The organism is Actinoplanes palleronii, from assembly GCF_016862315.1.
GTDB classification, from domain to species: Bacteria; Actinomycetota; Actinomycetes; order Mycobacteriales; family Micromonosporaceae; genus Actinoplanes; species Actinoplanes palleronii.
Genome location: NZ_BOMS01000140.1, coordinates 47255 through 73801, shown reverse-complemented (window position 1 = coordinate 73801; position 26547 = coordinate 47255). Strand labels below are relative to the sequence as shown.

The following is a 26547-nucleotide window of genomic DNA, read 5'->3' as shown; positions in this document are numbered from 1 at the left end:
CGCCGTGACCAGCACCGTCAGGTTGGAAAAGGCTCAATGGTCGGCTCGGGATCGGCCCGTCAAAGCTGACGCGCTTCTATGTTCCTTGCGTGCACTGTGGGTTGCCGATCCGTGGACGATCTCAGGGTGCGGACCTTCCATCGCATCGAATCGAGATGGAAGCAGAATTTCTGCCGACCGAAACCTCTCTCGAGGCTCCTTTCGTCACTGTCGACCCTAGCGTTCCTTCTAAGTACGGCGCTACACAGCGAGGCGAGCTTGGTACATTTCCTACAATGACCTTGATATTCTTGGTCGGTGCCGGGCGAGAAGAAGACCTCCTCGAAGCGCTTTCGACTGGCAGGGAGTCGGCGGAGGAGCTTTGGCCACGAGTGCGCCGAATCTACGAATACTACCTGGTCGAAGATTGGAAGCACTTTGATAAAGCAGGAAGGTCTGCATTCAGCGACTGGCGTACGGCCTCTACGGTCCACGAGCGGGCCACCGTGGCGCATAAAGCTGTTGCTATTGTGGCCGCCGCAATAACGGCTAAAACTGACGACTCTACCCGTCGCTATTTACAACGGTTTCACGCCAAGCATGTTAGCGCCCTCAAGCATTCGACCTACACCGATTTCGTACAAGCGGACGTCGCTTCCGGACTGGTTCCCGGTCTGCAGCGAAGCGTCTTTGAACTGATCGATCGATTCATGGGTCACTATGATGCTTGGCAGATGGGTACGCTCCGGCGGATGATACCACCTGCTCGCCTGCCGCTTCTTGAGGACCTCACCTTGCATCGCGATGAGTTCGACGTCCTCCGAGACCTCTACCAGCAGGGATTTGAGACAGTCTGCAAAACCCTGAGGCTCGCGGTGGCAGCGCAAAACACCGTCAAGCGCCAGGATCCGAATGACTTCGGAGTTGATCTGCCCGTTGGGGCCAACATTAAGGCAAACCCGAATTCTCTGAAGGCTTACGACAAACTGGCCAACGCCGCACGCCTTGCCTTCATTCGGCAGGTTCCAGGATGGGAGGGATACGCCGATCATTTAAATAACAGAACCCGGAACGCGATCGGTCATGCAACCGCACGGCACGATCTCCGGTCTGGCCGAATATTCAGCGATAAAGAGCCCGGCGGAGTTCAGTATATCGACCTCGTTGCCGACGTCTTCGGAGTGTTTGATGCACTCTGCACCTCCCTTCAAGTGCTTCGCGCGGTCCGAGTCGCGACGCACTAATCTGCCGTTGACCGCGCGGCGGCTGGCGCCGAGCCGCTACCCGGCGTGACGCTCGTCGCGGGCGGGAGAAGGCTCGTTTCTGCCGAGATCAGTGGAGCCGCCACCTGCCCCGGCTGCTGTCCCCGCACGGGTGGAGCCATTTCGCCCTCAACCTGACGCTGGGCCGATACTTCCGGGAAGCCTGCGCGGTCCACGACATGATCGGCGATGACTGGATCCGCGCCACCCATGGCCGTCCCCCGAGCGCTTCGTGGGTCCTCCGCGACCGCGCCCGGGTCAAGGCCGACGACCCCTGCCGATGACCGCATAGGCCACCCGGCCGGACCACCCGGCGGGCGGCGGCGACCGAGCGGCCGACCCCGTCCGCCGGAATTCCACCACCGCCGGGAGGACGCTGCGCCGGCACCCGCGATCCACCGGCCATGCTGCCCGGATGAAACGTATTCTCGCGATGGCCGCCCTGGCCGCCGCCATGCTGGCGGTGCCCGCCGCTCCCGCGCGCGCCGAGGCCCCCGGCTGCGGCGATGCGCTGTTCGTGGGCGCCGCAGGCTCCGGCGAAGCCGACAAAGGCCAGCCCGGGTACGACAAGTCCGGGATGGGCGCCGAGGTCACCGCGGTGTACCGCGCCGTCAAGGCGAAGGCGACCGGCCGGGGCGTCACGGCGTACCCGCTTCCCTACCGGGCCGCACCCGTCGCGACGATGTTCTATCCCGGCATCGGCACGTTCATGAAAAGCCTGATCGACGGCGAGCGCGAGCTGAACACTCTGTTGTTCGACCGGCTGCGGCAATGCCCCGACGAGCGCGTCATCCTGGCCGGGTTCTCTCAGGGCGCCATGGTGATCCATCGCAGCATGCAGATCCTCGGCAGCCGGGTGACCGACCGGATCGACGCCATCGTGCTGATCGGCGACGGCGACCGGGTGCCGGGCGACGACGGGCAGCAGCTCGGCAGCGCCGGCTCGCGGGCCAAGGGCGTCGGCCTGTGGTACCCCCGCTTCTCGCTGTCGAACGGGCACACATTCGGCGCGATCGGCGGCCGGGTGCTCAGCCTGTGCAACTCCTTGGACATCGTCTGCGATCACCGCCCGGGACGCTACAACGCGGCAACCCCGGCCGGCCGGATCGCCATCGTCGCCGGCACCGCAGTCCACATGGGCTACCGGCCCGGATCGCAACTGGCCGAACTCGGCGCCAAGGCCGCGGCAAAGCTGCGCAAGGGCGCGCTGACGGTGTTCCGGCCGAGCGGTCGCGCCGGATTCGTCTCCCACGCTCCCGGCTTCACCTGCCCGGCGGTGAGCAGTGGGTACGTCCTCATCGTGACGCGCGGCGCGGGTCAGGCCCCGTCCGACGCCGTCGTCGAGCAGGCCGACGAGTTCAGCCAGGGCGCATGGATCCGCAGCGCGGAGACGGCCACACCGGGCTCCTATCCGGCGACGGTCAGCTGCGAGGCGTCCACCGATCCGATCGAACGCACCGGCGGTCGGAGCCTGGCCACGTACACGTTCCATCAGACCGTCACCAGCACCGCGCCGAAGCTCGGACTCAGCCCGACGGCGGGCCGGCCGGGTCAGGTGCTGACCGTCACCGACGGCGGCGGCTGCGGCGAATATCCGGCGCCTGCGCAGGCCGTCGAGGTCTCGGTGTACGACGCGATCCGTGGCGGGAAGCCGGTCGTCGAGGGCACCGCCGCGGTCACCGCGGCCGGGCGCTGGAACGCGGTCCGGCTGACCCTGCCGACCGAGTCCGGGGCCAGCGGCTGGCGGGTGGCCGCCACCTGCCGCGCCGCGGCCGGCAACGCGCCCGATCACTCCTACCAGCCCTACCTGACCGCCACCGTGGCTGCGGGTTGATGGCCCATACGTCCGGGTCAGGCGGGCCGTCGGACAGCAATGGTGAGGCCGCCCTCCCTGCCGGGCGGTCACGTCGACCTCGGCGCCGTGCGCGTCCGCGATCACGATGGACAGGCCCGGCCCGATACTGATCAGCGGTGGGCGAAGTGTGTCGCCCGCTCCTCGTCCAGCAGCAGGCGCCGCAGCCGGCCCAGCGCCCGCGCCCGGGTCGGCCCGATCGCACCGACCGGCATGTCCAGCCGGGCGCTGATCTCGGCATACCGCGCGTCCGGGTCGGTCGCCATCTGCCACAGCAGCCGGCGCTGCCGCTCGGGCAGGCGGGCCAGCGCCCGGCGCACCGACGCGGCCTGCTCGTCGCGCAGCAGGCCGGCGTCCGGGGCCGCGCCGGGCTGCGGCAGCCACTCGTCCATCCCGGTCACCGGGCACTCCCGGTCCCGTCCGGTGACCGCGCGCAGGCAGAACCGGCGCATCGTCACGGCGAGCCAGGCACCGACCGCCTCCGGGCACTGCAGCCGGTCGATGCCGCTGAACAGTTGCAGCCAGGTGGCCTGCAGCAGGTCACCGACCTGATCGGGTGGGATGCGGAACCGCCGGGCCACCAGCCGCAGCCGCGGGCCGTACGCCTCGACGAGCGTGCGCCAGGCCCGCTCGTCGCCGTCGCGGGCGTCCCGGACCACCGTCGCCACATCCATGGTCATCGTTTGCCGCATGTCGCCACTCCCCCTGATAGGCGCTCGATCGACCACTGAAGCCTGCCGATACACCGGGCCGCGTCGCGCCGGGGAAATCCCTGGTGTCACATTGACCGGGGACGGCATGATCCGGGCATGATCCGCGAGACCCTGCCGGAGCGCCGGGAAGCCCGATGGCTGCTGGCCGGTGTGCTGGTCTCGTCGATCGGGCGGGGTCTGACGCTGCCGTTCCTGTTCATCTACCTGACCGGCGTGCGCGGGCTCTCCGACGCGGCCGCCGGTGGCGCGTCGGCGTGGGCGACCGGCGCCACGTACCTGATCCCGCTGGCCACCCTGCTCGCCCTGCCCGCGGTCGGCCGCCGGCTGACCGCGACGGAACACGACCGGGCCGAGACCGATGGATACCGCCAGGTGTTTCCGACCGCGCCTTCCGGCGCCTGCTGGCCTTCGGCCTGCTACTCATGACCTGCGGTTACGCCCAGATCGAGGTCGGCTTCGCCGCTTTTTCGGTACGGGTGGCCGACGTCCGTCCCCGAGTGGCCACCTGGGCCATGGCGGCCAACACGATCGCGATCGTCGGCGCCCAGCTGGTGCTGGGTGGTCCTGACCCTCGGCGGGTGCCTGGTGGCCTCGGCGCCGGCGCTCTCGCTGCGCGGCCTGCTCACCCCGGACCAGGACGGGACGCCGTCCCCCATTTCCGGACATCGTTGATCTTTGTCTCCTCAGTTCATGCCACCACGGGCCCCGGATTCGACACACGCATCGACCGTCCGGCACTCTCTGAGCCGCGCGCGCACGGCCGGGCTCACGGCCGTGCGCGCTGCCGTCCTGCCAGACTCCAGGAAGTAGCCGAGCATGCCCCTCCCCGCGACACTGCCACCCGCCGCCGCCACCGCGGACCCGGTGCCGGCGCAGCGGACGAGGGCCGCGCCACCCGGCACCACCGGCGGACTCACGCGGCTTCCGTCGCTGACCGGGCTCCGCTGGGTGGCGGCCTTCATGGTGTGGGGATTTCACCTCGGCATCGTCATGCCCAGCTCCAACGCGACCCTCGCGCCGTTCTTCCGGGCGGTGTCGATGGGCGGCATCGGCGTCTCGTTCTTCTTCGTGCTGAGCGGCTTCGTCCTGGTCTGGAGTTACCGGCCGGGCGACACCACCCGGGCCTTCCTGCACCGCCGATTCGCCAAGATCTACCCGAACTACGCGTTCGCCCTGGTCTGCGCGCTGATCGTGCTCGCCGTCACCGGCGGGGTGATCAGCACCTGGTCCGTGCTGACGAACGTCCTCCTGATCAACAGCTGGGTCTTCCACGCCGGTTTCCCGAACGCCATCAACCCGGTCGCCTGGACGCTCTGCTGCGAGGCGTTCTTCTACCTCACGCTCCCCTACGTCCTGCCGCGCCTGCAGCGCCTGACCACCGAACGGCTGTACGTCTGGCTGGCCGCCCTGCCGGTCGGCGCGCTGCTGGTGAACACCGTCGCCCGCGAGGGACTGCCCCCGGTGGCCGCACCGTACTTCGGCTTCTTCCCGCCGACGCGCTACCACGAGTTCCTGGTCGGCGTGATCGTCGGCGTGCTGGTGGTCCGGGGCCGCTGGGCCGGCCCGGGCCTGTGGCCGAGCACCGCGCTGGTCGTCGTGCTCTACATCGCGCACAGCTGGGTGGACATCGGCGTGGTGGTACCGGTGGTCTTCGCCGCGCTCATCGCCGCCGCGGCCGCGGCCGACGTCACCGGCGAGCGGTCACCCTGGCGCTGGAAGCCGCTGGTCCAGCTCGGCGAGGCCTCCTACGCGTTCTACCTGATGCACTTCCTGGTCATGACGACCGCGGTCCACGTGCTCCAGCACCACGGGCGGCACGGCTACTGGTTCGGCCACCAGCCCCTGCTCGGCGGCGCCGGCCTGTTCCTCGGCGGCACCATGCTCATCACCTTGCTGATCTCCTTCGCCATGTACCACTGGCTGGAGTGCCCGATGATGCGCGTGCTGAGAGCAAAGGCGAAGACGGCTCGCAGCTGACCGCCACACTCACTCTCCGGACGGCGGCCAGAGCAGGTCGGTGACGCTGCGGCGCTCACGAGCGGGCGCCTCGGTGCCGCCGGACGCGGTGGCCCTGCCGATCGCGGTCATCGAGGTGACCTGCCAGTGGTCCGGGATGCCGAACTCCTCGACCACACCCTCGAGGGAGAACGCCCGGAACTGCCGGACCTGCAAGTCCAGCGCGGCGGCCTGCACGGTCAGGTGGGCCACCGCCTGGCCCAGGTCGTAGAGGGCGAACTCGGAGTACTCCCAGTCCGTCCCGGCGACGTACCGGTGGGCGAGGTTGACCACCAGCGCCCCGGCGTCCGGCGCCCACCGGGCCGAGCTGCGCGCCAGGTGCCGCACCAGCCGCTCGTGCGTCGCGTCGCCGCGCAGCGCGACCAGGAAGCTCCACGGCTGCGAGTTCCCGGCCGACGGCGCCCAGCGGGCCGCCTCGATCAGCGACGTCACCTCCTCCGGCGTCACCGCATGCCGCCGGTCGAAGCCCGTCGGACTGCTCCTGCCGCGCAGCAACGGATGCAGGTCCGGGACACCGTCGTTCGCCACACCGCAAGCCTGTCACCCGCCGGCCGCGCGGCGACATGCCACCACCGGAAAGCAAGCCACGTCACGGACGGCCCGAGAGGCGCTCCCGGTCAGCAGCATCGACAGGCGCGGGCGGCCCGGCACCAGGCGCGGCCACAGGAAGCTGGTCCACCCGAACTCCTCGCCGAAGTAGACCGGGGTCAGCACCACCTGCGTGACCAGCAGGAACATCACCCCACCGGCCCCGTCGACCGGTCCGAGGTCGAACCGCCACCACCCGGCGGCCGCCGCGAGCGCCAGCATCAGCGCGGTGATCACGAGCGGCGCCAGCCACGCGCTCAGCCACAGCGACCGGGAAGCGCGCCAGCCGAGGCCGGTGCCGGCGAGGCCCTCGCCGGTCACCCAGCGGCGCACCAGGAACGCACCCATCGCCGGGGTGAACGCCATCGGCAACTGCACCAATCGATCGGCGACCCGGTCACTACCACCTGCCGCACCCTCCGGGTGGGGCCAACTACACCTAAGACCATCGATGTAACTACACCTTGCGACAGACGCGAAAAACGGCAGGGAAAACACGCCCAGCTCATGAAACAAGTGAAACAGTCACCGGCAGTCACCCGTGAAACACACGGTCGGTTCCGGAACCATTAAAGAAACCTTAAAGCATCTTGAGACTTCGATGGGAAAGCCGAAATGCTGGGGTCCCCCACTCCCCCACGAAGGGCACAACATGTCCGATCCCCAGCACCGCCGCCCATGGCGACGGCCCCGGTGGCTCGCCACCGGCACGATCGCCCTGGTCGTCGCCGGTCTCGGCATCGCCGGTGTGACCGAGGCCCTGGCCGCCAGCAGCGGCACCATCGTCAGCTCCGCGAACGGCAAGTGCCTCGACGTCACCAACGGCAGCACCGCGAACGGTAACCAGCCCCAGATGTGGGGTTGTTCCACCGGACCGAATCAGAGCTGGACGTTCGCCGACAACGGTCAGGTGCAGGCGCTCGGCAAGTGCCTCGACGTGGTCAACAACGGCACCGCCAACGGCGCGGCCATCCACCTGTGGGACTGCTACGACACCGTCGCCTCCCAGAAGTGGACGCTGAGCGCGGGCAAGGACCTGGTCAACGTCGCGGCGAACAAGTGCCTCGACATCAAGGACAACAACCTGGCCGACGGCGCCAAGCTCCAGCTCTGGGACTGCGGCGGCGGTGCCAACCAGAAGTGGACGTTCTCCGGCGTCGCGACTCCCCCCACCACGCCGCCGACGACCGTGCCGACCAACCCGACCAACCCGGACCTCGGCCCGAACGTCACCGTGTTCGACCCGTCGATGTCCGCGTCGACCATCCAGAACAAGCTGACCTCGGTCTTCAACGCCCAGGTCGCCAACCAGTTCGGCAACGCCCGCTACGCGCTGCTGTTCAAGCCCGGCTCGTACAACGCGGACGTCAACGTCGGCTTCTTCACCCAGGTGGCCGGGCTCGGGCTGTCGCCGGACCAGGTGAACATCAACGGTCACGTGCACGTCGAGGCGGACTGGTGGCCGGACGGGTCGCAGAACGCCACCCAGAACTTCTGGCGCGCCGCCGAGGGTCTGTCGGTCACCCCGGGCGACGGGCTGGACCGCTGGGCGGTGTCGCAGGCCGCTCCGTATCGCCGGATGCACGTACGCGGAAATCTTGCTCTTTCCGATGGTGGCTGGAGCTCGGGTGGCTTCATCGCGGACTCCAAGGTCGACGGGCAGATCCAGTCGGGTTCGCAGCAGCAGTTCCTGACCCGCAACTCGGCGATGGGCAGCTGGGCCGGCTCGAACTGGAACCAGGTGTTCGTCGGCTCGACCGGCGCGCCCGCGCAGAGCTTCCCGACCCCGCCCTACACCACTGTCGGCTCCTCGCCGGCGATCGCCGAGAAACCTTACCTGTACGTCGACGGCACCGGCGCCTACCAGGTCTTCGTCCCGGCGCTGCGCACCAACGCGACCGGCACGACGTGGGCCTCCGGGTCGCCGGCCGGCTCCTCGCTGCCGATCAGCAGCTTCTACGTGGTCAAGTCCGGTGACACCTCGGCGACCATCAACGCCGCCCTGGCCGCCGGCAAGAACCTGCTGGTCACCCCGGGCGTCTACCACCTGAACCAGACGCTCGACGTGAACCGGGCCGGCACCGTCGTGCTCGGCCTGGGCCTGGCCACCTTCGTCCCGGACGGCGGCGTGGACGCCATGCACGTCGCGGACGTCGACGGGGTGCGGGTCGCCGGTCTGCTCTTCGACGCCGGCACCACCAACTCCACCACCCTGCTGCAGGTCGGCCCGGCCGGCTCCAGCGCGTCGCACGCGGCGAACCCGACGGTGCTCTCCGACGTCTTCATCCGGATCGGCGGCGCGATCGCCGGCAAGGCCTCGGTCAGCCTGCAGATCAACAGCAACAACGTGATCGGTGACCACGCCTGGATCTGGCGCGCCGACCACGGCAACGGCGGCACGGTCGGCTGGAACATCAACACCGCCCGCAACGGCCTGATCGTCAACGGCAACAACGTGACGTTCTACGGCCTGTTCGTCGAGCACTACCAGCAGTACCAGACGATCTGGAACGGCAACGGCGGCAAGACGTACTTCTACCAGAACGAGATGCCGTACGACCCGCCGAACCAGGCCGCGTACATGAACGGCTCCACCCAGGGCTGGGCCGCCTACAAGGTCGCCGACTCGGTGACCAGTCACGAGGCGTGGGGCCTGGGCAGCTACGCCTACTTCAACGTGAACCCGGCCGTGGTGAACGCCCGCGCCTTCGAGGTGCCGGTGAACAGCGGCGTCAAGTTCCACGACATGGTGACCGTCTCACTCGGCGGCACCGGCACGATCAGCCACGTCATCAACAACACCGGCGCCGCGGCAAACAGCGGCCATCAGGTCACCAACCTGGTCTCCGGCCCGTAACGGGGGTGCCCGGGAGCGCGTCGTTCACACGCTCCCGGGCGCAGGCCCGCGCACCATGAACACGTCCACGTCGTCCTCGCTCTCGAGCGTGAACCCGTGCCGCTCGTAGAGCCGCCGCGCCGCACTCCCCCGCAACACGTTCAGCCGCACCGTCGCGCCCTCGCCGTCACACCGTTCCAGCAGGTCACGCAGCACCGCCGTGCCGATCCCGGCCCCCTGCAGCCCCGCGTCCAGATAGAAGTGCTCCAGCCAGTAGGCCCCGCCGTCCGGCCGCAGCGCCACACACCCGGCGAACGCACCGTCCACCTCGATCACCCACGTGTGCCCGGGCCCGAAGCCGTCGCGGAACCGCTGCCGCACCCGATGCTCGTCATACCGCCCGAGCCGCTCCAGATCACCCCGCAACACCACCGCCCGCAGCTCCGCAACCGCCTCGCGATCCCCCGCCGCAGCCGCCCGCAACCCCCAGCTCCCCATGATCAGAACCTACCGCGCCCCCATCGCGAGGCAGTCGATCCACTTCGGGACGAGCTCACCTAGCTCTTCACCCGGTCCGCACGCGGGCGGGCCGCCTTGCGGGCGCGGGGCGTCTTGACCGGCGGCGACGGCGGCAGGACGGGGCGCGGCAGCAGGCGGTCCGGAGTGCCGGCCGGGCGGGTCTTGGCCACGAACGCGTGCCGGGCGGCGGCGAAACCGGACCGGTCGGCGAACATGTCGTGGCTCATCTCGGCCAGCTCCCGGGCCTCGTACGCCTCGACCGGCAGCCAGTCCCGGGCCAGCGCGGCCCGCTTGCCGTCGTGCAGGTACCGGCCCTCCGGCGGGGCGGCACACCGGCCGGCCAGCGCGGTCAGCCAGGCCCGGTACTCGTCCGGGTCCCGCGGGCCGACCTGGTCGACCAGTCCCATCCCGAGCGCCTGCTCGGCGCTGACCGGCAGCTTCTCGTCCAGCAGCCGGGCGGCCTGCTCGGCGCCGACCCGCCGCTGCAGGGTGAGGGTGTGCAGCTCGGAGCCGTACAGGCCGATGTCGTAGTACGGGTTGAGCACGATGCCGGCCCGGGCCGCGACGACGTCGGCACCCAGACCGAGCATCACGCCGCCGGCGCCGGCGCTGCCCGCGTACCCGGCGACGACGGTCTGCCCGGCGCAGCCGAGGATCTCCCGGCACACGTCGTTGATCGCCCGGATGTTCGCCCAGGCCGCCGCGGCCGGGTCGGCTGCCGCCTCGGCCACGTTCAGGTGGATGCCGTTGCTGAACGCGTCGGTGCCGCTGAGCAGCACCAGCACCGTGGTGTCCTGGGCGGCCGCGTGCCGCAGCACGGTCAGCAGCCGTTCGCAGTGCGCCCGGGCCATCGCACCGTTGTAGAAGTCGAACTCCACCCAGCCGACCGGGCCCTCGCGCCGGTAGCGGACCCGCCGGGGCGCGCCGTCGGTCGCCGGCACACCCGCCAGCTCGGCGGCCAGGACCGTGGTGGCGGGCAGCTTGACGCTCCGCTGCGCGGTGGCCGCTCGCAGGTGGCCGAGCCAGACGCTGCCGTCGCCGGTCGCCACCAGCACCGCGTCCTCGTGGTGGCCGAGCAGCGTGCCGGGAACCGCGTCGGCGGCCGGGCCCGGGTGCGCGTCGTAGGCGTAGACGTCGCGGCCGGCCACCGTCGTACGCATGCCGGGTGAACCGTCAGCGGCCCGGACCGCACGGACCACCTCGTGGGTCGCATGGTTCCAGGCGAAGCCGCGGTCGGTCTGGCGCATCGGCGGCCGCAACCGGGCGCCGGGGACCTCGACCGGCATCGCCTCGGCCGGCACCGGCAGGAACGCCGGATCGGCGGCCTTCGCCACCACCTCGAGAATGCACTGCACGGCGGCGTCCGCGACCGGCCCGTTGTAGAGCGCGGACTTGCGCGGGGTGCCGGCCGGCATCGGGAAGGTACGGGTGGCCCAGATCGGGCCGGCGTCCATCTCCTCGACGGCCTGCAGCGCGGTGACCCCCCAGCGGGCCGCGCTCTCGCTGATCGCCCAGTCCAGCGACGACGGGCCGCGGTCGCCGACCGGCCCCGGGTGGATGATCACAGCGCGCCACCGCTGCCAGACCTCGGCCGGGACCCGGTCCTTGAGGAACGGGCAGACGATCAGATCCGGCGCGGCCGCCCGCACGCCCGCGGTGATCTCCGCTTCGGTGGTGGCGAGCAGCACGCCGACGTCGTGACCGGCCTCGCGCAGGGTGCACCACGCCCGCTGACTGAGTCCGTTGAATGCCGACACGAGTAAGAGAATTCGCATTTACCGTTTCCCCGGGAAAGAATTTTCGAGTGAACCTACTCCAGCTCAGAGCGGGTGAACCGGTCATTCACCCGTTCGCTGGAATGCTCCATTGATAAAGGCCGGGAAAAGGGTCCGATGGCCATTCGGGAACCAGAAATGACCAAAAGGACCGTATCCCGGCTCAGGTCCGGTCTCCGGTGGCCGATCAGGGGACCGATGAAGGCGCTCACCGTTCATCCCGGCCCGATCCGTGGCGCCGTGGCCGACCCGGCCCGGCTCGCCGCGGTCGCCGCGACCGGTCTGGGTCAGACCCCCGCGTCCCCGGTGCTCGACCGGCTCACCGACGTCGCGGCGCGGCTGGTGGGCGGCCCGATCGCGCTGGTCACGCTCGTCGAGGCGGACCAGGAGCACCTGGTCAGCCACAGCGGCCCGCTCCCGCCGGTCCCGCGGCGGATCCCGCTCTCGCACTCCTACTGCCGGTACGTGGTGGAGTCGGCGACACCCCTGGTCGTCGCGGACGCTCGCGAGCATCCCCTGCTGCGTGACAACCCGGCGATCGCCGACCAGCGGACCATCGCGTACCTCGGCATGCCGGTCGGCTCCCCCGGCGGCCTGGTGCTGGGCGCGCTCAGCGTGATCGACTCCGAGGCGCACTGCTGGTCGGACGCCGACGTGGCGGTGATGGAGGGCCTGGCCGCCGCCGCGACCGCCGAGATGACCGCGCGCATCGCGGTGCACGACGCGGCGCGGACCGAGGAACGCTGCCGGCGGATCCTGGACAGCGCCCTGGACGCGTTCCTGGCCACCGACGCGGCCGGCCGGATCACCGACGGGAGCCGGGCCGCCGAGCAGATGTTCGGCTGGAGCGCCGACGAGGCGTGCGAGCAGCCGCTGATCGACCTGATCATCGCCCCGCAGCACCGGCAGGACCCGCTGTTCGACCCGGCCGGGTGGGTCGCCGGGGCGCGCCGGATCGAGTCGCGCGCCGTGCACCGCGGCGGCCGGCAGTTCCCGATCGAGCTGTCGCTCACCACACCGGAGCAGCCGGCCGGGATGTCCTGCCAGGCGTTCGTCCGCGACATCACCACCGTCCGGCGCGGCACGGACCTGCGGCGCCTGGAATACGCCGTGGCCGGGGCGCTCGCCGCCGCGAAGAGCGCCCGGGAGGCGTCGGCGGCCGTGGTGGCCCGGGTCGGCGAGGGCACCATGTGGCCGTACGTCGAGTACTGGCACCTGGACACCGACGGCCGGGGCCTGGTCCGGCTCGCCGACTGGTCCCGGGACGAGCGGATCACCGCACCGATGCGGGCCGCCGACTTCAGCCACGGGTACGGCATCGTCAGCCAGGTCTGGGAGTCCGGATCGGCGCACTGGGTCGCCGACCTGCAGGGCTCCGGCACCCCGCAGGCCACGGTCGCCGCCGCGGCCGGGCTGCGCAGCGCGGTGGCCGTCCCGGTCCGCAACGGCCTCGACGTGGTCGGGGTGCTCGCCGTCTTCGACCGGCGTTTCTCGGAGACGGATCCCGAGCTGCTGGCCGCCCTCGGCACCGTCGCCACCCACATCGGCCAGTACGTCCACCGCCGCCGCGCCGAGGACCTCGAACTGCAGCTCAGCCGGGCCCGGCGGGGCTTCGACCGGATCGTGGCCAACCTCAGCGACTACCTGTGGACCGTGCGGATCACCCCGGAGCAGGCGGTCGACCTGGTCTACGCCAGCCCGAACGACACCGACCTGTTCGGCGGGCCGGCGCCGGCCGAGGGTGACCTGGCCGGGGTGCTGGCCGCGATGGTGCACCCGGAGGACCGGCACGCGTTCGCCACGTTCCGCGGCACGCTGCAGGCCGAGCACCCGGCGCAGACCACCTGCCGGCTGATCGGCGCGGACGGCGTCACCCGCTGGGCGTGGATCCGCGGGGTGCCGCGCCGGGAGAACGGCGTCCGGTTCATCGACGGCGCGTGCAGCGACGTGACCGAACGCCACCACGACCACGCCCGGCTGCGCCAGCAGGCCGAACTGCTCGACCTGGCCCCGCTCGCGGTGATCGTCCGGGACCTCGACGACCGGGTCACCCACTGGAACCGCGGCGCCCAGAGCACGTACGGCTGGGCCGGCGACGCCGCGCTCGGCTGCCTGAGCCGCCGGCTGCTCGACGCCCGCTTCCCGGTGCTGAGCACGATCGTCGACGCGGCGCTGGCCGGCACCGGCGAGTGGCACGGCGAGGTCGAGCACCAGCGCAGCGACGGCGCCCGGATCACCGTGCTCTCCCACCAGGCGCTGCAGTACGACGACGCCGGGCGCGCGGTCGCCGTCCTCGAGGTGAACGTCGACGTCACCGCCCGCAAGAACGCCGAACGACTGCTCGCGGCCAGCGAACGCCGCCTGCGCGCCCAGTTCTCGCTGGCCACCGTCGGGCAGGCCACGATCGCCCTGGACGGCACGTTCCTGCAGGTGAACCCGGCGCTGGCGGACATGCTCGGCCAGCCGGTGGAGGCGCTGGCCGCCCGCCGGCTCGACGAGGTCACGCACGCCGACGACCGGCCCGGCAACCACCGGGCCGCGGCCGCGCTGTTCACCCGGGACCAGCCCGTGCAGCGCAGTCTGCGGCTGCTGCACGCCGGCGGCCGGACCGTCGACGCCGAACTCGGCATGTCCCTGCTGCGCGACGACGACGGGCACCCGGCCGGGTTCATCGCCGCGGTGCAGGACGTGACCGCCCGCCTGGCCGCCGAACGCGAACGTGACACCGCGGCCGCCCAGCTGGCCGAGCGCAACGCCGCCCTGCAGCTCAGCAACACCCAGCTGGCCACCGCGAACGAGCTCAACCTCGACCTGATGGGGATGCTCTCGCACGAGATCGGCACCCCGCTGAACACCATCATCGGCTACGTCGAGCTGCTGCTCGGCGACGCCGGTGAGCTCAACCCGGCACACCGCAAGGCCACCACCGCGATCGCCCGCGCGGCGCACCGCCTGGAACTGCTGCGCGCCGAGATCATCACGCTGTGCACCATCGAGGCCGGCCGCCTCGACGCCGACCCGCAGCCGGTCGACCTGACCGCCGCGCTGGCCGGGCTGGCCCCGGCCGTCACCCTGGACTGCCCGGCCGGGCTGACCGTTCTCGCCCATCCGGCGCACCTGCACCAGATCGTCACGAACTTCTGCGCCAACGCGACCCGGCACGGCGGCGGCGTCTCCGCGCTCACCGTCGTGAGCCACGACGGCGTCGCGGTCGTCGCGGTGCACGACACCGGCCCGGGTGTCCCCGAGCCGATGCGGCCGCACCTGTTCGAGCGCCACACCGGCGCGACCGGCGCGGATCCGACGATGAGCAGCCACGGGCTGGGTCTCTACATCGCCAAGGCCCTCGCGGAGGCGAACAACGGCGCCGTCGGCCACCGCCCGAACCACCCCACCGGCAGCGTCTTCACCCTGACCCTCCCGCTGGCCTGACGAGTGCCGGACCGTCGCCTCGACCTGGACAAACGGGTATCCGAGCGCGGCGCACCGCGTAGCGTCGAGATCATGGGCGGGCGGGATCCGATCGCCGCCACGCGTGGCGGGCCGAGGCGTCGTTCCGTGCTCGTGGTCGCCCTGGTCGTCCTGCTCGGGATGATCGGAACCGGGCTGGCGTCGTTCGCGCTGCACCAGGAGTCGCAGCGCTGGGGTGATCAGGCCTTCGAGCAGAAGCAGGACGTCATCACCCAGCTGGTGGCGGCCGAGCTGTTCCAGTACGCGTTCACCATCGCCGACCTGGCCGCCTCCGTCGGCGCACAGTCCGAGCTCACCGCGGGTGACTTCGCGGCGCTCACCGCGCAGCTCAACGGCCTGCGGCTGCCCGGGGCGGTCGCGGTCAGCTACATCGTGCCGGCGACCACCGCGACCACACCCGCGCTGCAGGCCCGGTGGCGGGCCCTGGGCAACCGCAGGCTGACCCTGAGCCACGGCGCCACCGCCCGGGACGAGTTCTTCTACCCGGTGCTCGGCCGCGAACTCGACGGCCGGCCGCCGGAGCTGGGCCGGGACCTGCAGGACACCCCCGCGATCGTCGACGCGCTGCGCACCTCACGGTCGGCCGGGGGGATCACCTTCAGCGAGCCGTTCCTCCCGGCCGGGAGCACCGAGCAGTCCTTCGTGATCGTCGCCGCGGTGACCTCGACGGCGCCCGCGTCGCAGGCCGGCCAGTTCGAGGGCTGGGTGACCATGACCTATCACGGCCGCAACTTCCTCGGCCCGGGCCTCGGCATCATCGGCGGCGAGCAGGTCGCCATCGCGTTCGCCGACATCACCGGCCCCGAACCGATCACGCTCGCGACCTGGGAACCGGACGTCGCGGTCGACACCTCGATGCCGCCGCGGCTGATCCCGATCCCGATCCTTCAGCACCGCTGGCGGCTCACCGTCCGGCCCACCCTGCAGCTGCTGCCGACCGCCGAGGCCTGGCTGGCCCGCGGCGCGGCCGGCATCGGCACGCTGATCACCCTGCTGCTCGCCGCGCTGACCGCGTCCGTCGTCACCTCCCGGGACCGGGCGCTGCGGCGGGTCGACCAGGCCACCGCCGAGCTGCGCGACGACATCACCCGCCGGGAGGCCGTCGAGGAGCAGCTGCGCACCCGCGAGGCCGAGCTGGTCGGCTTCGCCGGTGTGGTCGCCCACGACCTGCGCAGCCCGCTGACCAGCGTGATCGGGTACTCCGAGCTGATGGCGACGATGGAGGACGACCCGCTCTCGGCCGCCCAGCGCGGCCGGCTGAGCCGGGTCCAGAACAGCGCCGTCCGGATGCGCACGCTCATCGACGACCTGCTCGCCTACGCGACCGCCGACAACACCACGCTGAAGCTGACCGAGATCGATCTCAACGCCCTGCTGGACGACATCGTCGCGGAACGTCTCGGCGACGGGCCGCAGGAGCACACCACTATTGCGTACGACGATCTGCCGGCCGTCTGTGGTGACCCGGGTCAGATCCGCCAGGTCCTGGACAACCTGATCGGCAACGCCGTGAAATACACCCCACCCGGCCGGCCCGCCGAGGTGACCGTCACCGCGACCAGGCCGGACCCGGCGACGTGCCGCGTCGAGGTGGCCGACCGTGGCATCGGCATCCCCGAGGAGCAGCGCGGTGAGGTCTTCAACGCGTTCATGCGGGCCGGCGGCAGCGAGGGCTACCAGGGCACCGGCCTGGGCCTGGCCATCGTCTGGCGCATCGTGGAACGCCACGGCGGCCGGGTCGGCGTCGACGCGAACCCGGGCGGCGGCACCCGCTTCTGGTTCACCCTCCCGGCCCGCGCCGCAACTCCCCGGGATTGAGGCCGTACGCCGCCTTGAACGCCCGGTGGAAGCCGCTGAGGTCACCGAAGCCGCAGCCGTGCGCGATCGCGGCCACACCCCGGCCCGCCTGGCGCGGATCGAGCAACTCGTCGCGGACCCGGTCGAGCCGCACGCCGCGCAGGTAGAGCGCGACGGTCTGGTGCTCCCCCTCGAACAGCTTGTGCAGGTAGCGGGTGGAGATGTGCACGGCCGCCGCGATCTCGTCCGGGTTCAGCGCCGGGTCCCGGAAACGCTCCTCGATGTAACCCTTGATCCGGTCCAGCACGGTCCGGCCGGGAGCGTCCCGGTGGTCGCCGAGCAACGTGATCACCAGGTCGCTCACCTGGGCCAGCACCCGCTCCGACTGCTCCTCCGGCAGGTCCGCGGCGTGCCGGGTCAGGTCGCGTACGCACCGGGCCACCACACCGGACAGCCCGTCGCGCCCGGAGAGCCGCCGCGCGCTGAGGTTCCGCCGCTCGGCCGCGGTGAGCCGGACCGCGTCGCTCGGGAGGGAGAGCACCGCGACCGCCCACGGGTCGGTGAAGGTCCAGGTGAACGGGCGCGAGTTCTCGTAGACGACCAGGTCGCCGGGCGCCAGCCGGGCCAGCCGGCCGTCCTGCCACAGCGACGCCGCGCCGCGGGTGAGCACCGCGATCTGGAAGTACGCGGCGTCGGCCCGGCGGATCTGGGCCGGCATACGCCGGTGCACCTGCGGGGTCGCCTCCAGCTCGGCGAAGAGCAGCCGCCCGCGCCGCGTCCCGCTCAGCCGCGCGGCCGGGTCCCGGTGCCCGTCCCACCCCTCGAGCCGGACCGGGGCGAACGTGTCGGCCAGCACCTGATGCCAGAACGCCGCACGGTCGCCGCGCTCGACCGTGCCGGTGCTGACCACCGTGTCCGCCATTCCCCCGAGTAGAGCAGCGGGCGCCCGACCGGTCAACGTGCACTCGGGTCCGCATCGTGTGCGCTGCGGTCCACGCGGGACACACGCCCGCCCGCGAAGACTGAAGCCCTCACGACGAGGAGGTCAGATCATGAGCGATCCCACGGTGGTACTGGTGCACGGCGGTTTCGTCGACGGGTCGGGGTGGCGGGGTGTGCACGACGCCCTCGTGTCCGAGGGGCTCCGGACGGTCGTGGTGCAGAACCCGACCCACTCGCTGGCCGGCGACGTCGCCGCCACCCGCTGGGTTCTCGACGGGCTCGACGGGCCGGCGGTGCTCGTCGGTCATTCGTACGGTGGGGCGGTGATCAGCGAGGCCGGCACCCACCCGGCGGTCGCCGCGCTCGTCTACATCGCGGCGTTCGCCCCGGACGCCGGTGAGTCGGTGAACACGCTGATCGCCGACCCGCCGCCCGGCGCCCCGGTTCCACCGATCCTGCCGCCGCGCGACGGGTTCCTGCTGCTCGACGCGGGGAAGTTCCACGCCTCGTTCGCCGCCGACCTGGCGCCGGCCGAGGGCCGGTTCCTCGCCGCCGCGCAGATCCCCTGGGGTGTCGAGGCCCTCGCCGGCACGGTGACCGACCCGGCCTGGCGGTCGAAGCCCAGCTGGTATCTCGTCGCGGCCGACGACCGGATGATCCCGCCGCCGGCCCAGCGGGCGATGGCCGAGCGGGCCGGCGCCACGACCAGCGAGACGCCGGGCAGCCACGCGGTCTACATGTCCCGGCCGGACACCGTCGCCGACATCGTCCGGCTCGCCGCCAAGGCGGTCACCGCCTGATCCGGCTCAGTCCTCCAGGGGGTGCCCGTCGAGCAGGGTGCGCAGCCGGGCCAGCGCGCGGGCGTTGCCCATCTTGACCACCGACGCGGACACCCCGAGGATCGCGGCGACCGTCTCCACGCTGTGGTCCTCGGCGTGCCGCAGCACCAGGATCGCCCGGTCCCGCACCGGCAGCCGGGCCAGCGCGTCGACGAGCGTGACCCGCAGCTCCGGCGTGCCCGGCGCGGTCCGGTCGGGGTGCTCGGGCAGCTCGGCGAGGACCACCTCGGAGCCGCTGCGCCGCCGGCGCTGGTCGAAGACGGTGTTCATCAGCACCCGCCTGCTGTACGCCTCGAGGTTGGTGTCCTGCCGGATCCGGCCCCAGACCGCATACATCTTGGCCAGGGTCTGCTGGGTCAGGTCCTGGGCCAGATGCCAGTCGCGGCACATCAGGTAGGCGCTGCGGCGCAGCCGGGTGCCGGCCGCCTCGACGAACGCGGTGAACTCCTCGTCGCGGGCCGCTGTGCCGCGGCGGCGGGCGCCGATCCGGAGCGGGGCGGGATCGGCGGTGGTCACGGTGGGCGCCTCGGTCACTGGATTCCTCCGATCGGGGCGTCCGATGAGCACGTACGACCGACGACCTGCTCGACGCCGGACACGGTGGCGTAGCGCGCCCGGAACGGCGGGTACTGGGTGGCGTCCAGCAGCCGGATCAGGAACGCCTCGGGGAACTTGTCCGGGTCCACCGCGGCGAGCAGCTCCGGCTTGTCCGCCCACCGGAGCTTGAAGCTCTCGTACGCCTGCTCCTTGGTGTCGAAGGCGGTCGCCTGTATCCGGCTGTCGGTGTCGAGCTTCGCCACGAGCGCCATCCGTTGCTTGTCCGTCGTGCCGTCGCGGAGGAACAGGACCACGTCGGTGGCGGTCTGCTGATCCGGCTGCTGGGTGCAGGACGGCGCGGTGGCCGGCGCCATCGCGGCCTCGAGCGTGACCGGCTGGTTCTCCGGCGTGCGCGGGCCGTGCAGCAGGGCCACCCCGGCACCGGCGCCGAGCACCGCGACCAGACCGGCCGCCATGCCCACGCCGGCCAGCCGCTGACGCCGATGGCGGATCCGGCCGCCGTCGGCGATGGCGGCGCGCGCCAGCTCACCGGGGTCAGCCCCGGGGTCACCGCTCACCGCCATGTCGAATCGCTGTCGCAGGTCCTGGTCCACGTCGCTCCTCGCTGTGCCGTCCGGGTCTCTGCCGGTTATGACTGGGCGGAGACCCGATCCGGTCACACGCGAGAGTGTCAGGGCTGGAAGTAGCGGTCGAGAGCCCAGTCGGCGACGGCGACACCGACGTCGCGGGCCGCCACGTCGGCGGTCCGGAAGTGGATGCCGAGCCAGACCCGGGCGTCGACCACCTCGGCACGCAGCACCGCCCCGCTGTCGTAGTGCCGGACCGCGCCGGGCACCGCGGTCGACGTCAGGGTCAGGTCGAGCGGATGCCGGCCGACCACCCGTTCCAGTGCCCGGGACGCGGCCGCCATCACCACGTTGTAGCCGCTGATGTAGTCCGGGTACGGCGGGTTCACCAGCAGCGGCGTCCACGACGGGTCCGCGGCGGTGGCCGGGTTCCCGTCGGTGCCGGCCAGCTGGATCGCCGTGCTGGGCCGCCAGACGCCGTACCCGAGCTTGGCCCGCCAGGCGACGATCAGCGCGTCGGCGACGGACAGGTTCACCGCGGCCGTCATCCGGGCGGCGTCCACGATGTCCCGGTGCCGCACCGCGATCTGGTCCCGCAGCCCGGCGTTCACCTGCACGGCCGCGTTGCCGGAGTAGAACCGCGCGGTGGCGGTCTGCTCGGCGGTACGCCGGGTCGAGGTGGCCGAGCCCATCGCCTTCACCTCGGCGAAGTCCCGGGTGTACCGGCCGGAGGTCAGCGCCGGCGGGGGCGGCGGCGCGAACTGCGCGGCGCGGCGGATCAGCAGCGGTGTCACCGCACCCAGCCAGGGCGCGGCCATCGGCGCGAAGGCGGGCGGGGTCGGCCGCCAGACGCCCGGCGCCGGCGCCTTGGTGTACGTCACCGGGGCGTTGCGCCCGTCGCCGGCCCGCAACCGGATCAGGTGCCGGGCCACCTCGGTGCCGTACGCCACGCCGGCGTCCTCACCCGGCCCGTCCGGGACGGCGGCCAGGGACGTGGCGAGGTTTGCGTCGAGCGCGGTCCGGGCGTACGGGAAATAGGTCTGCAAGATCGTGTGTGCCGCCGCCGCAGTAGCCGCGATGGCCGAGGCGCCGTGCGGAGCACGGCCGTGGAACGCGTAGGGCCGGTAGCGGCCGCGCACCCCGACCACCGCGTCGTAGATCGCGGCGTGCACGAAGCCCAGGTAGAGGAAGGCTTCCGGGGCCGACTTGGTGGTGTCGCCGAGCAGGGTGGTCATCGCGATCGCGTTCCAGTCGGACACCGCCGTCCACGGTTCGGCGGCCGGATGGGCGGCGGTCGGTGCCGGCAGCGCCGAGACCGCCAGGACGCCGGTCAGGGCGGCACCGAGCAGGCGCCGCGGTGGAGACTTCAACATCAGGTCAACTCCTCACGCTCGTCCTCAAACGGGGGCCGCTCCCGACGGTGCTCGCACAACCCATCGAGGCACATCGGTCTACCGCCCCGGAGCGCCTCGATAGATCGGCTCAACCCGTCCGCCGGTCGGCCGCCATCGCGTTGTCCGCCATGGCCTGCTCATGGGCCTGCGGTGTGACGCAGACCTGGTCGTCCGGAACGGCCTCGCGCCGGACGAAACCGCTCAGGCACGCGCCGTCGGCCTGCCGCCGGTCCGCGGACCGGTTGTCCTCGGCGGTCTGGGCGCGGACCGCGGGCGTGACGCAGACGTGGTCGCCGTCGGCCGCTTTGCGCCACACGAACCCGGCCACGCAGGTGTCCGGGTCGGGCCGGCCGCCGGTCACGCCGACCCCGGTCACCAGGGCCCGGGTGCCGCGATCCGGCGCCGGAAGGTCCTGGTGGATCACCAGGGTGGCCTTGCGTTCCGCCGGGGCCGAGGGCCGGAAGCTCAGGGTCATCCGGCACGTGTCGCCGTCGCCGAGCCGGTCGCCGACACACTCGCTGCCCGGGATGAAGTCACCGGCGTCCCGGCCGATCACCTCGACGCCGGTGATGTGCACCCGGCTGCCGCCGCGGTACCTGATCGTGACGTCCGGGCAGGCGGCGGCCATGTCGACGTCGGCGCTGCCGCACTGCACCGGGTCGACCTCGACCACCGGATCCGGCGGCGCCGGTGCGCTGAAGACCCGCGGGAAGGTGGTGGTGCGCTGCTTGGTGGCGGTCTCGGCGACCGAGACCCCGGCCCACGTGATGAACAGGGCGCTCACGCTCAGGATGCCGATCGCGGCGGCCCGCACCCGGCCCTTCTCCCCGGCGTGCCGGGTCGAGAACGTCGTGCTGACCAGCGGCCCGATCGCCGCGCCGGCCAGCGTGCCCCACGGGCCGGTGCCGGCCGCGTCGGTCAGGACCGTGCCGACGACCGAGCCGGCGACCGCCAGCAGCAGGGCGCCGCCGGAGAAACCCCGCGCCTCGTGCAGCTCCTGCCGCAGCGAGGGCGTCGCGCTCCCCTCCCCCGGAGCCGGTGCCTGCCACGGCTCGTCGCCGAGCCGGAACCCGAGCTCGACGTCGGCCAGGGCCAGCCGGTCACCGTCCCGCAGCGGGCGGGGGCCGGCGATCGGCTCACCGTTGACCGTGGTGCCGTTCGCCGAGCCGAGGTCCTCGACCTCGTACCGGTGGTCGCGGAGCCGGATCACGGCGTGCCGCCGGCTGACGTGCTCGTGCGCGACCGTCAGGTCACAGCCGGTGTCCCGGCCGATGACGGTGCCCCGCGGATCGATCGCCACGGACCGTCTTTTGCCGACCGGCGACGCGATCACGGTCAGCGTCGCCCGCGGGTGAAACATCGTGGTGCTGGTGGAGGACGGTCGCGCGCCGCCCGACGTTCTTTCCGACATGACGACTCCTGATTCGTTGTCCCGGCGGCGGCCTCCACCGCGCTGGCGAAGGCCGCCGTGTTCTGCCCGGCCGTACGGTCACGGACCGCAGACCGCGAACGCCCAGAGCTGCCAGACCGCGCCGGTGGGTGTCGTCTCGGCGGCGAACACCTCGACGCTGCGCAGGGTGCTGGACGGGAACACCTTCTGCACGGCCACTCCGCGCGGCGTGCTGGTCAGGCCGGCCGGCGTGCCACTGGTCGCCGCTCCCGCGCTGTGCACGTAGGTGTTCGCCGGGCACGTGACGACCGCGGACTTCTCGTTCTCCGACCTGGTCAGCGGCGAGCCCTTGCCCACCGCGCTGAAGCCGGCCAGCGGGTTCGCGCAGATCGCGTACGCGGTCACGGTCCACGAGCCGGCGTACCCGTTGGCGTCCTCCTTGGCGACGGCGCGCACGATGTCCCGCGGGCCCGACGACCGGTTGGTCTGGAAGGTGACCTGCCCGGCGGCGTTGTCGATCCGGCCACCCGACCCGAGCACCCGCTTCGACCCCGGGCAGACCGCGGCGGTCTGCTGGACCGACGACGAGGACGGGGCGGTGCCACCGCTGACGATCTGGTATCCGCCCGGCGCCGGGGCGCAGAGCGCGTACGCCTCCAGCCACCAGGTGCCGCTCATCCCCGATGCGACCTCCTCACCCGACACCACGTAGTTGCTCACGGTGCCGGCCCGCACCGGCTCCAGCCGGGTGACCATGACCTTGGCCTTGTCGGCCGCCGCGGTGGCGAAGGCCCAGCCGCCACCACCGACCACCCGCTTGCCGGCCGGACACCCGGCGACGGCGGTCTTGAACGACGCCGAGTCGGTGACCGAACGGGCGACTTTCCTCTCCAGCGCCGGCGGCGCCGACGCCGACGCCGACGCCATGGGCGCACCGATCAGTGACGCCGGGATCAGCAGAGCCAAACCGGCGATCAAAGGGAGTGCTTTCCGTTTCATGGAATCCTCTTCGCAAGGCGATGAATTGATGGACAGCCCGACGATAGGAAGCCCGTCCGCCGGCCCGCATGACCGGTTTTGCAGGGTGCGTTCCGGGGCGGGCGGGTAGTCAGATCTGACTATCGACGCACTCCGGGGGCCTGAGTAGCTTGAGGTGGTGACCGGGTGGACACCGCCGGGGTTGCCGGAGCAGTGGGAGCGCGCGGCGGACAGGACGTTGGTCGGCCGCGGCGCCGAGCTCGCGGCCCTGGAGGACGCCTGGGCCGCGACCACCGCCGGCGCCCGGCAGCTGGTCTTCGTCGGTGGTGAGGCGGGCGCCGGGAAGTCCCGGCTGGCCGCCGAGGCCGCCCGGGTGCTGCACCGGGCCGGCGCGACCGTGCTGATCGGCGCGTGCGTCGCCGAGCTGGGCGAGCCGTACCAGCCGTTCGTGGCGCCGCTGCGGGCGCTGCTGGCGAGTCTGCGGGACGCCGAGCCGGGGTTCACTGACCGGCACCAGGTCGAGCTGTTGCGGGTGCTGACCGGCGAGCCCGGCACGCACGGGACGCCGGATGCCGATCGGGCGTTCCAGCGGCAGCTGTGCGCCGCGGTGGTGAAGCTGATCCGGGCGGCCACCGGCCACGCGCCGCTCGTGCTGATCCTGGAGGACCTGCACTGGAGCGGTCCCGCCGGGCAGCAGCTGCTCACCTACGTCGCCCAGCACACCACCGGTGACGCGCTGCTCATCCTGGCCACCCATCGCAACGCCGCGCCGGATCGCTCCGCGGCGCTGGTCCGGACGATCGCCGCCCTGCAGGGCGGCGACGGCGTCCGCCGGGTCGAGGTGGCGCCGCTGCGGGCCGAGGACATCGCCGACTATCTCGTACGCGACGCCGGCGTCCCCCGGTCCCGGGCCACCGCGGCCGCCGAGCCGTTGCGGCGGCGGACCGGCGGGAACCCGTACCTGGTCCGGGAGGTGTGGCGGGACCTGCAGAGCCGGGGCGGTCTGCAGGCGCTGCACGACACGTCGGCCGCCCCGGCCTCGGTACGCGACGCGTTCCAGAGCCGGATGCAGCGGCTGAGCCCCGAACAGGCCGCCATCGCCGGGCTGGCCGCAGTGATCGGCGAGGAGGTCGAACCGGCCCTGCTGTGCGAGGCGGCGGAGAGCACGGCGCCGGCCACGCTCGCGGCCGTCGACGCCGCTGCCGACGCCGGGCTGATGCTCCCCCTCGCCGACGGCGACGACACCGTACGGTTCGCGCACGCCCTGGCCCGGCAGTCCGTCCTGGAGCTGATCCCGGCGTCGACCCGGCTGAGCTACCACGTACGGATCGCCGAGGCCATCGAACGCCGGCCGGGCACCCCGCGCCGCGTGCAACGACTCGCGCACCACTACGCCAGCGCCTGCCCCCTCGGCTACGCCGACGAGGCGGTGCGCTACCTCACCGAGGCCGCGCAGATCGCGGCTCAGGGCCTGGCCCACAGCGACGCGGCCCGGCTGTACGAGCGGGCCGCGGGTCTGATCACCGCGCCGGCGGCCCGGGACGCCGCCCTGCTCGACGCGGTCGAGCAGCACATCTTCGGCGCGGACTTCGTCCGGGCCCGGGAGCTGGCCGAGCAGGTCGCGGCGAAGGGCACCGACACCCAGCGGCTGCTGGCCGCGGTGGCCTTCGAGGCGGCCTCCTGGCGTCCCGGCCTGCCCGGGCACCACGCCGTCCAGCTGCTGCGCGGCGCGATCGAGCGCACCGGCCACGACCCGACCGACGCCGACTACGTCCGGGTGCTCGCCGGGCTCGGCCGGGCGCTCGCCTTCACCGGAGATCGGGAGCAGGCGTCGGACACGCTGCGGAAAGCTGTCGCTCTGGCCCGCGCCGGGCACGACGACCGGCTGCTGATGGACGCGCTGTCGGCGAGCTTGTGGGAGCGGCGCACGCCCCGCTACTCCGTCGCCGTGCGCGACCGGGCGGTGGAGCTGTCCGGGCTGGCCCGCAAACACGGCAACCTGGTGCTGCTCGGGCCGGCCGCACACCACCGGGCGATGGCCGCGTACCTGTTCGGCGAACCGGACGAGCTCGCCGCCGCGCACCGGGAGCTGGCCGCCGTGGCACAGGCCACCGGCCAGACGTATTTCGAGTACTTCGCGGCCGGCGCGGCGTACGCCAAGCAGTTCATCGTCGGTGACTTCGGCGCGGCGGCCCGCACCTGCGACGCCCAGCTCCGGCTGGGCATGTCACTCGGCTCCGATCAGACGACCGGGCCGTTCGGCGTGCAGAGCTTCATGGTGCACCGCGAGTCCGGCACCCTGGACCAGGTCCGCCCGCTGATCACCGGCGAGGAGCCGCCGGACGACTACTGGGCCCCCGGCCTGCTCGCGTTGTACACCGAGTTCGGCATGCGGGCACCGGCCGCCCGTCTGATGCGCTGGGTCCTCGACCAGGCCACGCTGTGCGAGGAGGCGTCCGCCACGTGGCCGATGGTCCTGGCCTTCCTGGTCGAGGCGGCACTGTCGTTGCAGGACACCGGCGTCGCCGCGCAGCTGCGCCCGGCGCTGGACCGCTACGCCGGGCTCAACCTGGTGGCGGAGCCGTTCGTGGCGGTGTTCGGCAGCGCCGACCGGTACATCGGCGCGGTGGACTCCCTGCTGGGGCAGGGTGATCCGCTCGCCTCGCTGGCCACCGCGCTGGAGATGGACACCCGGATCGGCGCCGCGGTGCACGTGGCGCACACCCTGACCGCGACCGTCGCCCATCATCGGCGGACCGGTGCGAGCGAGGCGGACGTCCGGGACCTGGTCGGCCGGGTCCGGACGATCGCCGAGCCGCTGCGGCTGCAGCGGGTGCTGCGCGCGCTCGGCACACCGGGCAGCGGCGCCCGGCCGGCCGGGCTGACCGACCGGGAGGTGCAGGTCCTCCGGCTGCTCGGCGCGGGCCTGGGCAACCGGGAGATCGGCGCCCGGCTGTTCATCACCGAGAACACCGCGGCCAACCACGTCCGGAGCATCCTGGCGAAGACCGGCGCCCGGAACCGGACGCAGGCGGCTCGCTACGCCGCCGAGCACGACCTGCTGGCCTGAGC

At 72.2% G+C, this 26547-nt stretch carries 20 protein-coding genes; 9 read left to right on the top strand and 11 right to left on the bottom strand.

The genetic code is table 11. The features are described 5' to 3' along the window. Positions 1-275: 275 nt before the first annotated feature. Positions 276-1223 (top strand): hypothetical protein, encoded by a 948-nt coding sequence (locus Apa02nite_RS41785; protein ID WP_203830023.1) that lies wholly within the window; start codon positions 276-278, stop codon positions 1221-1223. Between the two features lie 433 nt (positions 1224-1656). Beyond that, positions 1657-3075 (top strand): cutinase family protein, encoded by a 1419-nt coding sequence (locus tag Apa02nite_RS41780; protein ID WP_203830022.1) that lies wholly within the window; start codon positions 1657-1659, stop codon positions 3073-3075. A gap of 131 nt (positions 3076-3206) precedes the next feature. Here Apa02nite_RS41780 and Apa02nite_RS41775 read toward each other — a convergent pair whose 3' ends face one another. Further along, entirely contained in the window at positions 3207-3785 is a 579-nt protein-coding gene (locus Apa02nite_RS41775) for an RNA polymerase sigma factor (protein WP_198170539.1), read from the bottom strand. A 117-nt stretch (positions 3786-3902) separates the two neighbouring features. On the opposite strand from Apa02nite_RS41775, the gene Apa02nite_RS51570 reads away from it, so the two are divergent. After that, positions 3903-4232, top strand: a complete 330-nt coding sequence (locus tag Apa02nite_RS51570; protein WP_239164928.1) for a hypothetical protein — start codon at positions 3903-3905, stop codon at positions 4230-4232. A gap of 390 nt (positions 4233-4622) precedes the next feature. Continuing rightward, complete coding sequence (locus Apa02nite_RS41765; protein ID WP_203830021.1) at positions 4623-5783, top strand: acyltransferase family protein; 1161 nt, start codon at positions 4623-4625, stop codon at positions 5781-5783. A 9-nt stretch (positions 5784-5792) separates the two neighbouring features. On the opposite strand, the gene Apa02nite_RS41760 is transcribed toward Apa02nite_RS41765, so the two are convergent. Both Apa02nite_RS41760 and Apa02nite_RS41755 read right to left on the bottom strand, forming a co-directional pair. Beyond that, positions 5793-6350, bottom strand: coding sequence for a nitroreductase family protein (locus tag Apa02nite_RS41760; RefSeq protein WP_203830020.1), 558 nt, complete (start codon positions 6348-6350; stop codon positions 5793-5795). Between the two features lie 12 nt (positions 6351-6362). After that, positions 6363-6788: a hypothetical protein gene (locus tag Apa02nite_RS41755; RefSeq protein ID WP_203830019.1), complete on the bottom strand. Its 426-nt coding sequence runs from the start codon at positions 6786-6788 to the stop codon at positions 6363-6365. Between the two features lie 274 nt (positions 6789-7062). On the opposite strand from Apa02nite_RS41755, the gene Apa02nite_RS41750 reads away from it, so the two are divergent. After that, the gene (locus tag Apa02nite_RS41750) at positions 7063-9267 is read left to right on the top strand and encodes an RICIN domain-containing protein (RefSeq protein ID WP_203830018.1); all 2205 of its coding nucleotides are present in this window, start codon (positions 7063-7065) and stop codon (positions 9265-9267) included. A gap of 24 nt (positions 9268-9291) precedes the next feature. On the opposite strand, the gene Apa02nite_RS41745 is transcribed toward Apa02nite_RS41750, so the two are convergent. After that, positions 9292-9744 (bottom strand): GNAT family N-acetyltransferase, encoded by a 453-nt coding sequence (locus tag Apa02nite_RS41745; protein WP_203830017.1) that lies wholly within the window; start codon positions 9742-9744, stop codon positions 9292-9294. Positions 9745-9803: 59 nt separating this feature from the next. Continuing rightward, positions 9804-11522 carry a hydrogenase maturation protein gene (locus Apa02nite_RS41740; RefSeq protein ID WP_239164927.1) on the bottom strand — a complete coding sequence of 573 codons (1719 nt, stop codon included), beginning with the start codon at positions 11520-11522 and terminating at the stop codon, positions 9804-9806. Between the two features lie 216 nt (positions 11523-11738). Between Apa02nite_RS41740 and Apa02nite_RS41735 the strand changes: the two genes are divergently transcribed. Together Apa02nite_RS41735 and Apa02nite_RS41730 are read left to right on the top strand one after the other, a co-directional pair. Continuing rightward, entirely contained in the window at positions 11739-14972 is a 3234-nt protein-coding gene (locus Apa02nite_RS41735) for a PAS domain S-box protein (RefSeq protein ID WP_203830015.1), read from the top strand. Between the two features lie 72 nt (positions 14973-15044). After that, on the top strand, positions 15045-16829 hold the full coding sequence (locus Apa02nite_RS41730; protein ID WP_203830014.1) for a sensor histidine kinase: 1785 nt from the start codon (positions 15045-15047) through the stop codon (positions 16827-16829). Here the strand turns inward: Apa02nite_RS41730 and Apa02nite_RS41725 are convergent. Next, positions 16792-17730, bottom strand: a complete 939-nt coding sequence (locus Apa02nite_RS41725; protein ID WP_203830013.1) for an AraC-like ligand-binding domain-containing protein — start codon at positions 17728-17730, stop codon at positions 16792-16794. The genes Apa02nite_RS41730 and Apa02nite_RS41725 overlap by 38 nt on opposite strands. 130 nt (positions 17731-17860) lie before the next feature. Between Apa02nite_RS41725 and Apa02nite_RS41720 the strand changes: the two genes are divergently transcribed. Further along, a complete protein-coding gene (locus Apa02nite_RS41720; protein WP_203830012.1) occupies positions 17861-18550 on the top strand; it encodes an alpha/beta fold hydrolase in 690 nt (229 codons plus the stop codon). Between the two features lie 6 nt (positions 18551-18556). Here the strand turns inward: Apa02nite_RS41720 and Apa02nite_RS41715 are convergent, their stop codons facing one another. From Apa02nite_RS41715 to Apa02nite_RS41695, 5 genes are all read right to left on the bottom strand, one after another. Next, positions 18557-19123: a SigE family RNA polymerase sigma factor gene (locus tag Apa02nite_RS41715; protein WP_239164926.1), complete on the bottom strand. Its 567-nt coding sequence runs from the start codon at positions 19121-19123 to the stop codon at positions 18557-18559. Beyond that, positions 19120-19740, bottom strand: coding sequence for a permease-like cell division protein FtsX (locus Apa02nite_RS41710; protein WP_203830011.1), 621 nt, complete (start codon positions 19738-19740; stop codon positions 19120-19122). The genes Apa02nite_RS41715 and Apa02nite_RS41710 overlap by 4 nt, the downstream gene beginning before the upstream one ends. Before the next feature lie 77 nt (positions 19741-19817). Then, positions 19818-21086, bottom strand: a complete 1269-nt coding sequence (locus Apa02nite_RS41705; RefSeq protein ID WP_203830010.1) for a vanadium-dependent haloperoxidase — start codon at positions 21084-21086, stop codon at positions 19818-19820. A gap of 109 nt (positions 21087-21195) precedes the next feature. After that, positions 21196-22518, bottom strand: coding sequence for an FHA domain-containing protein (locus Apa02nite_RS41700; protein ID WP_203830009.1), 1323 nt, complete (start codon positions 22516-22518; stop codon positions 21196-21198). 78 nt (positions 22519-22596) lie between these two features. Continuing rightward, positions 22597-23496, bottom strand: coding sequence for a hypothetical protein (locus tag Apa02nite_RS41695; RefSeq protein WP_203830008.1), 900 nt, complete (start codon positions 23494-23496; stop codon positions 22597-22599). 157 nt (positions 23497-23653) lie between these two features. Here Apa02nite_RS41695 and Apa02nite_RS41690 point away from each other — a divergent pair, with 157 nt between their 5' ends. Continuing rightward, a complete protein-coding gene (locus Apa02nite_RS41690; RefSeq protein ID WP_203830007.1) occupies positions 23654-26545 on the top strand; it encodes an ATP-binding protein in 2892 nt (963 codons plus the stop codon). Positions 26546-26547: the final 2 nt, after the last annotated feature.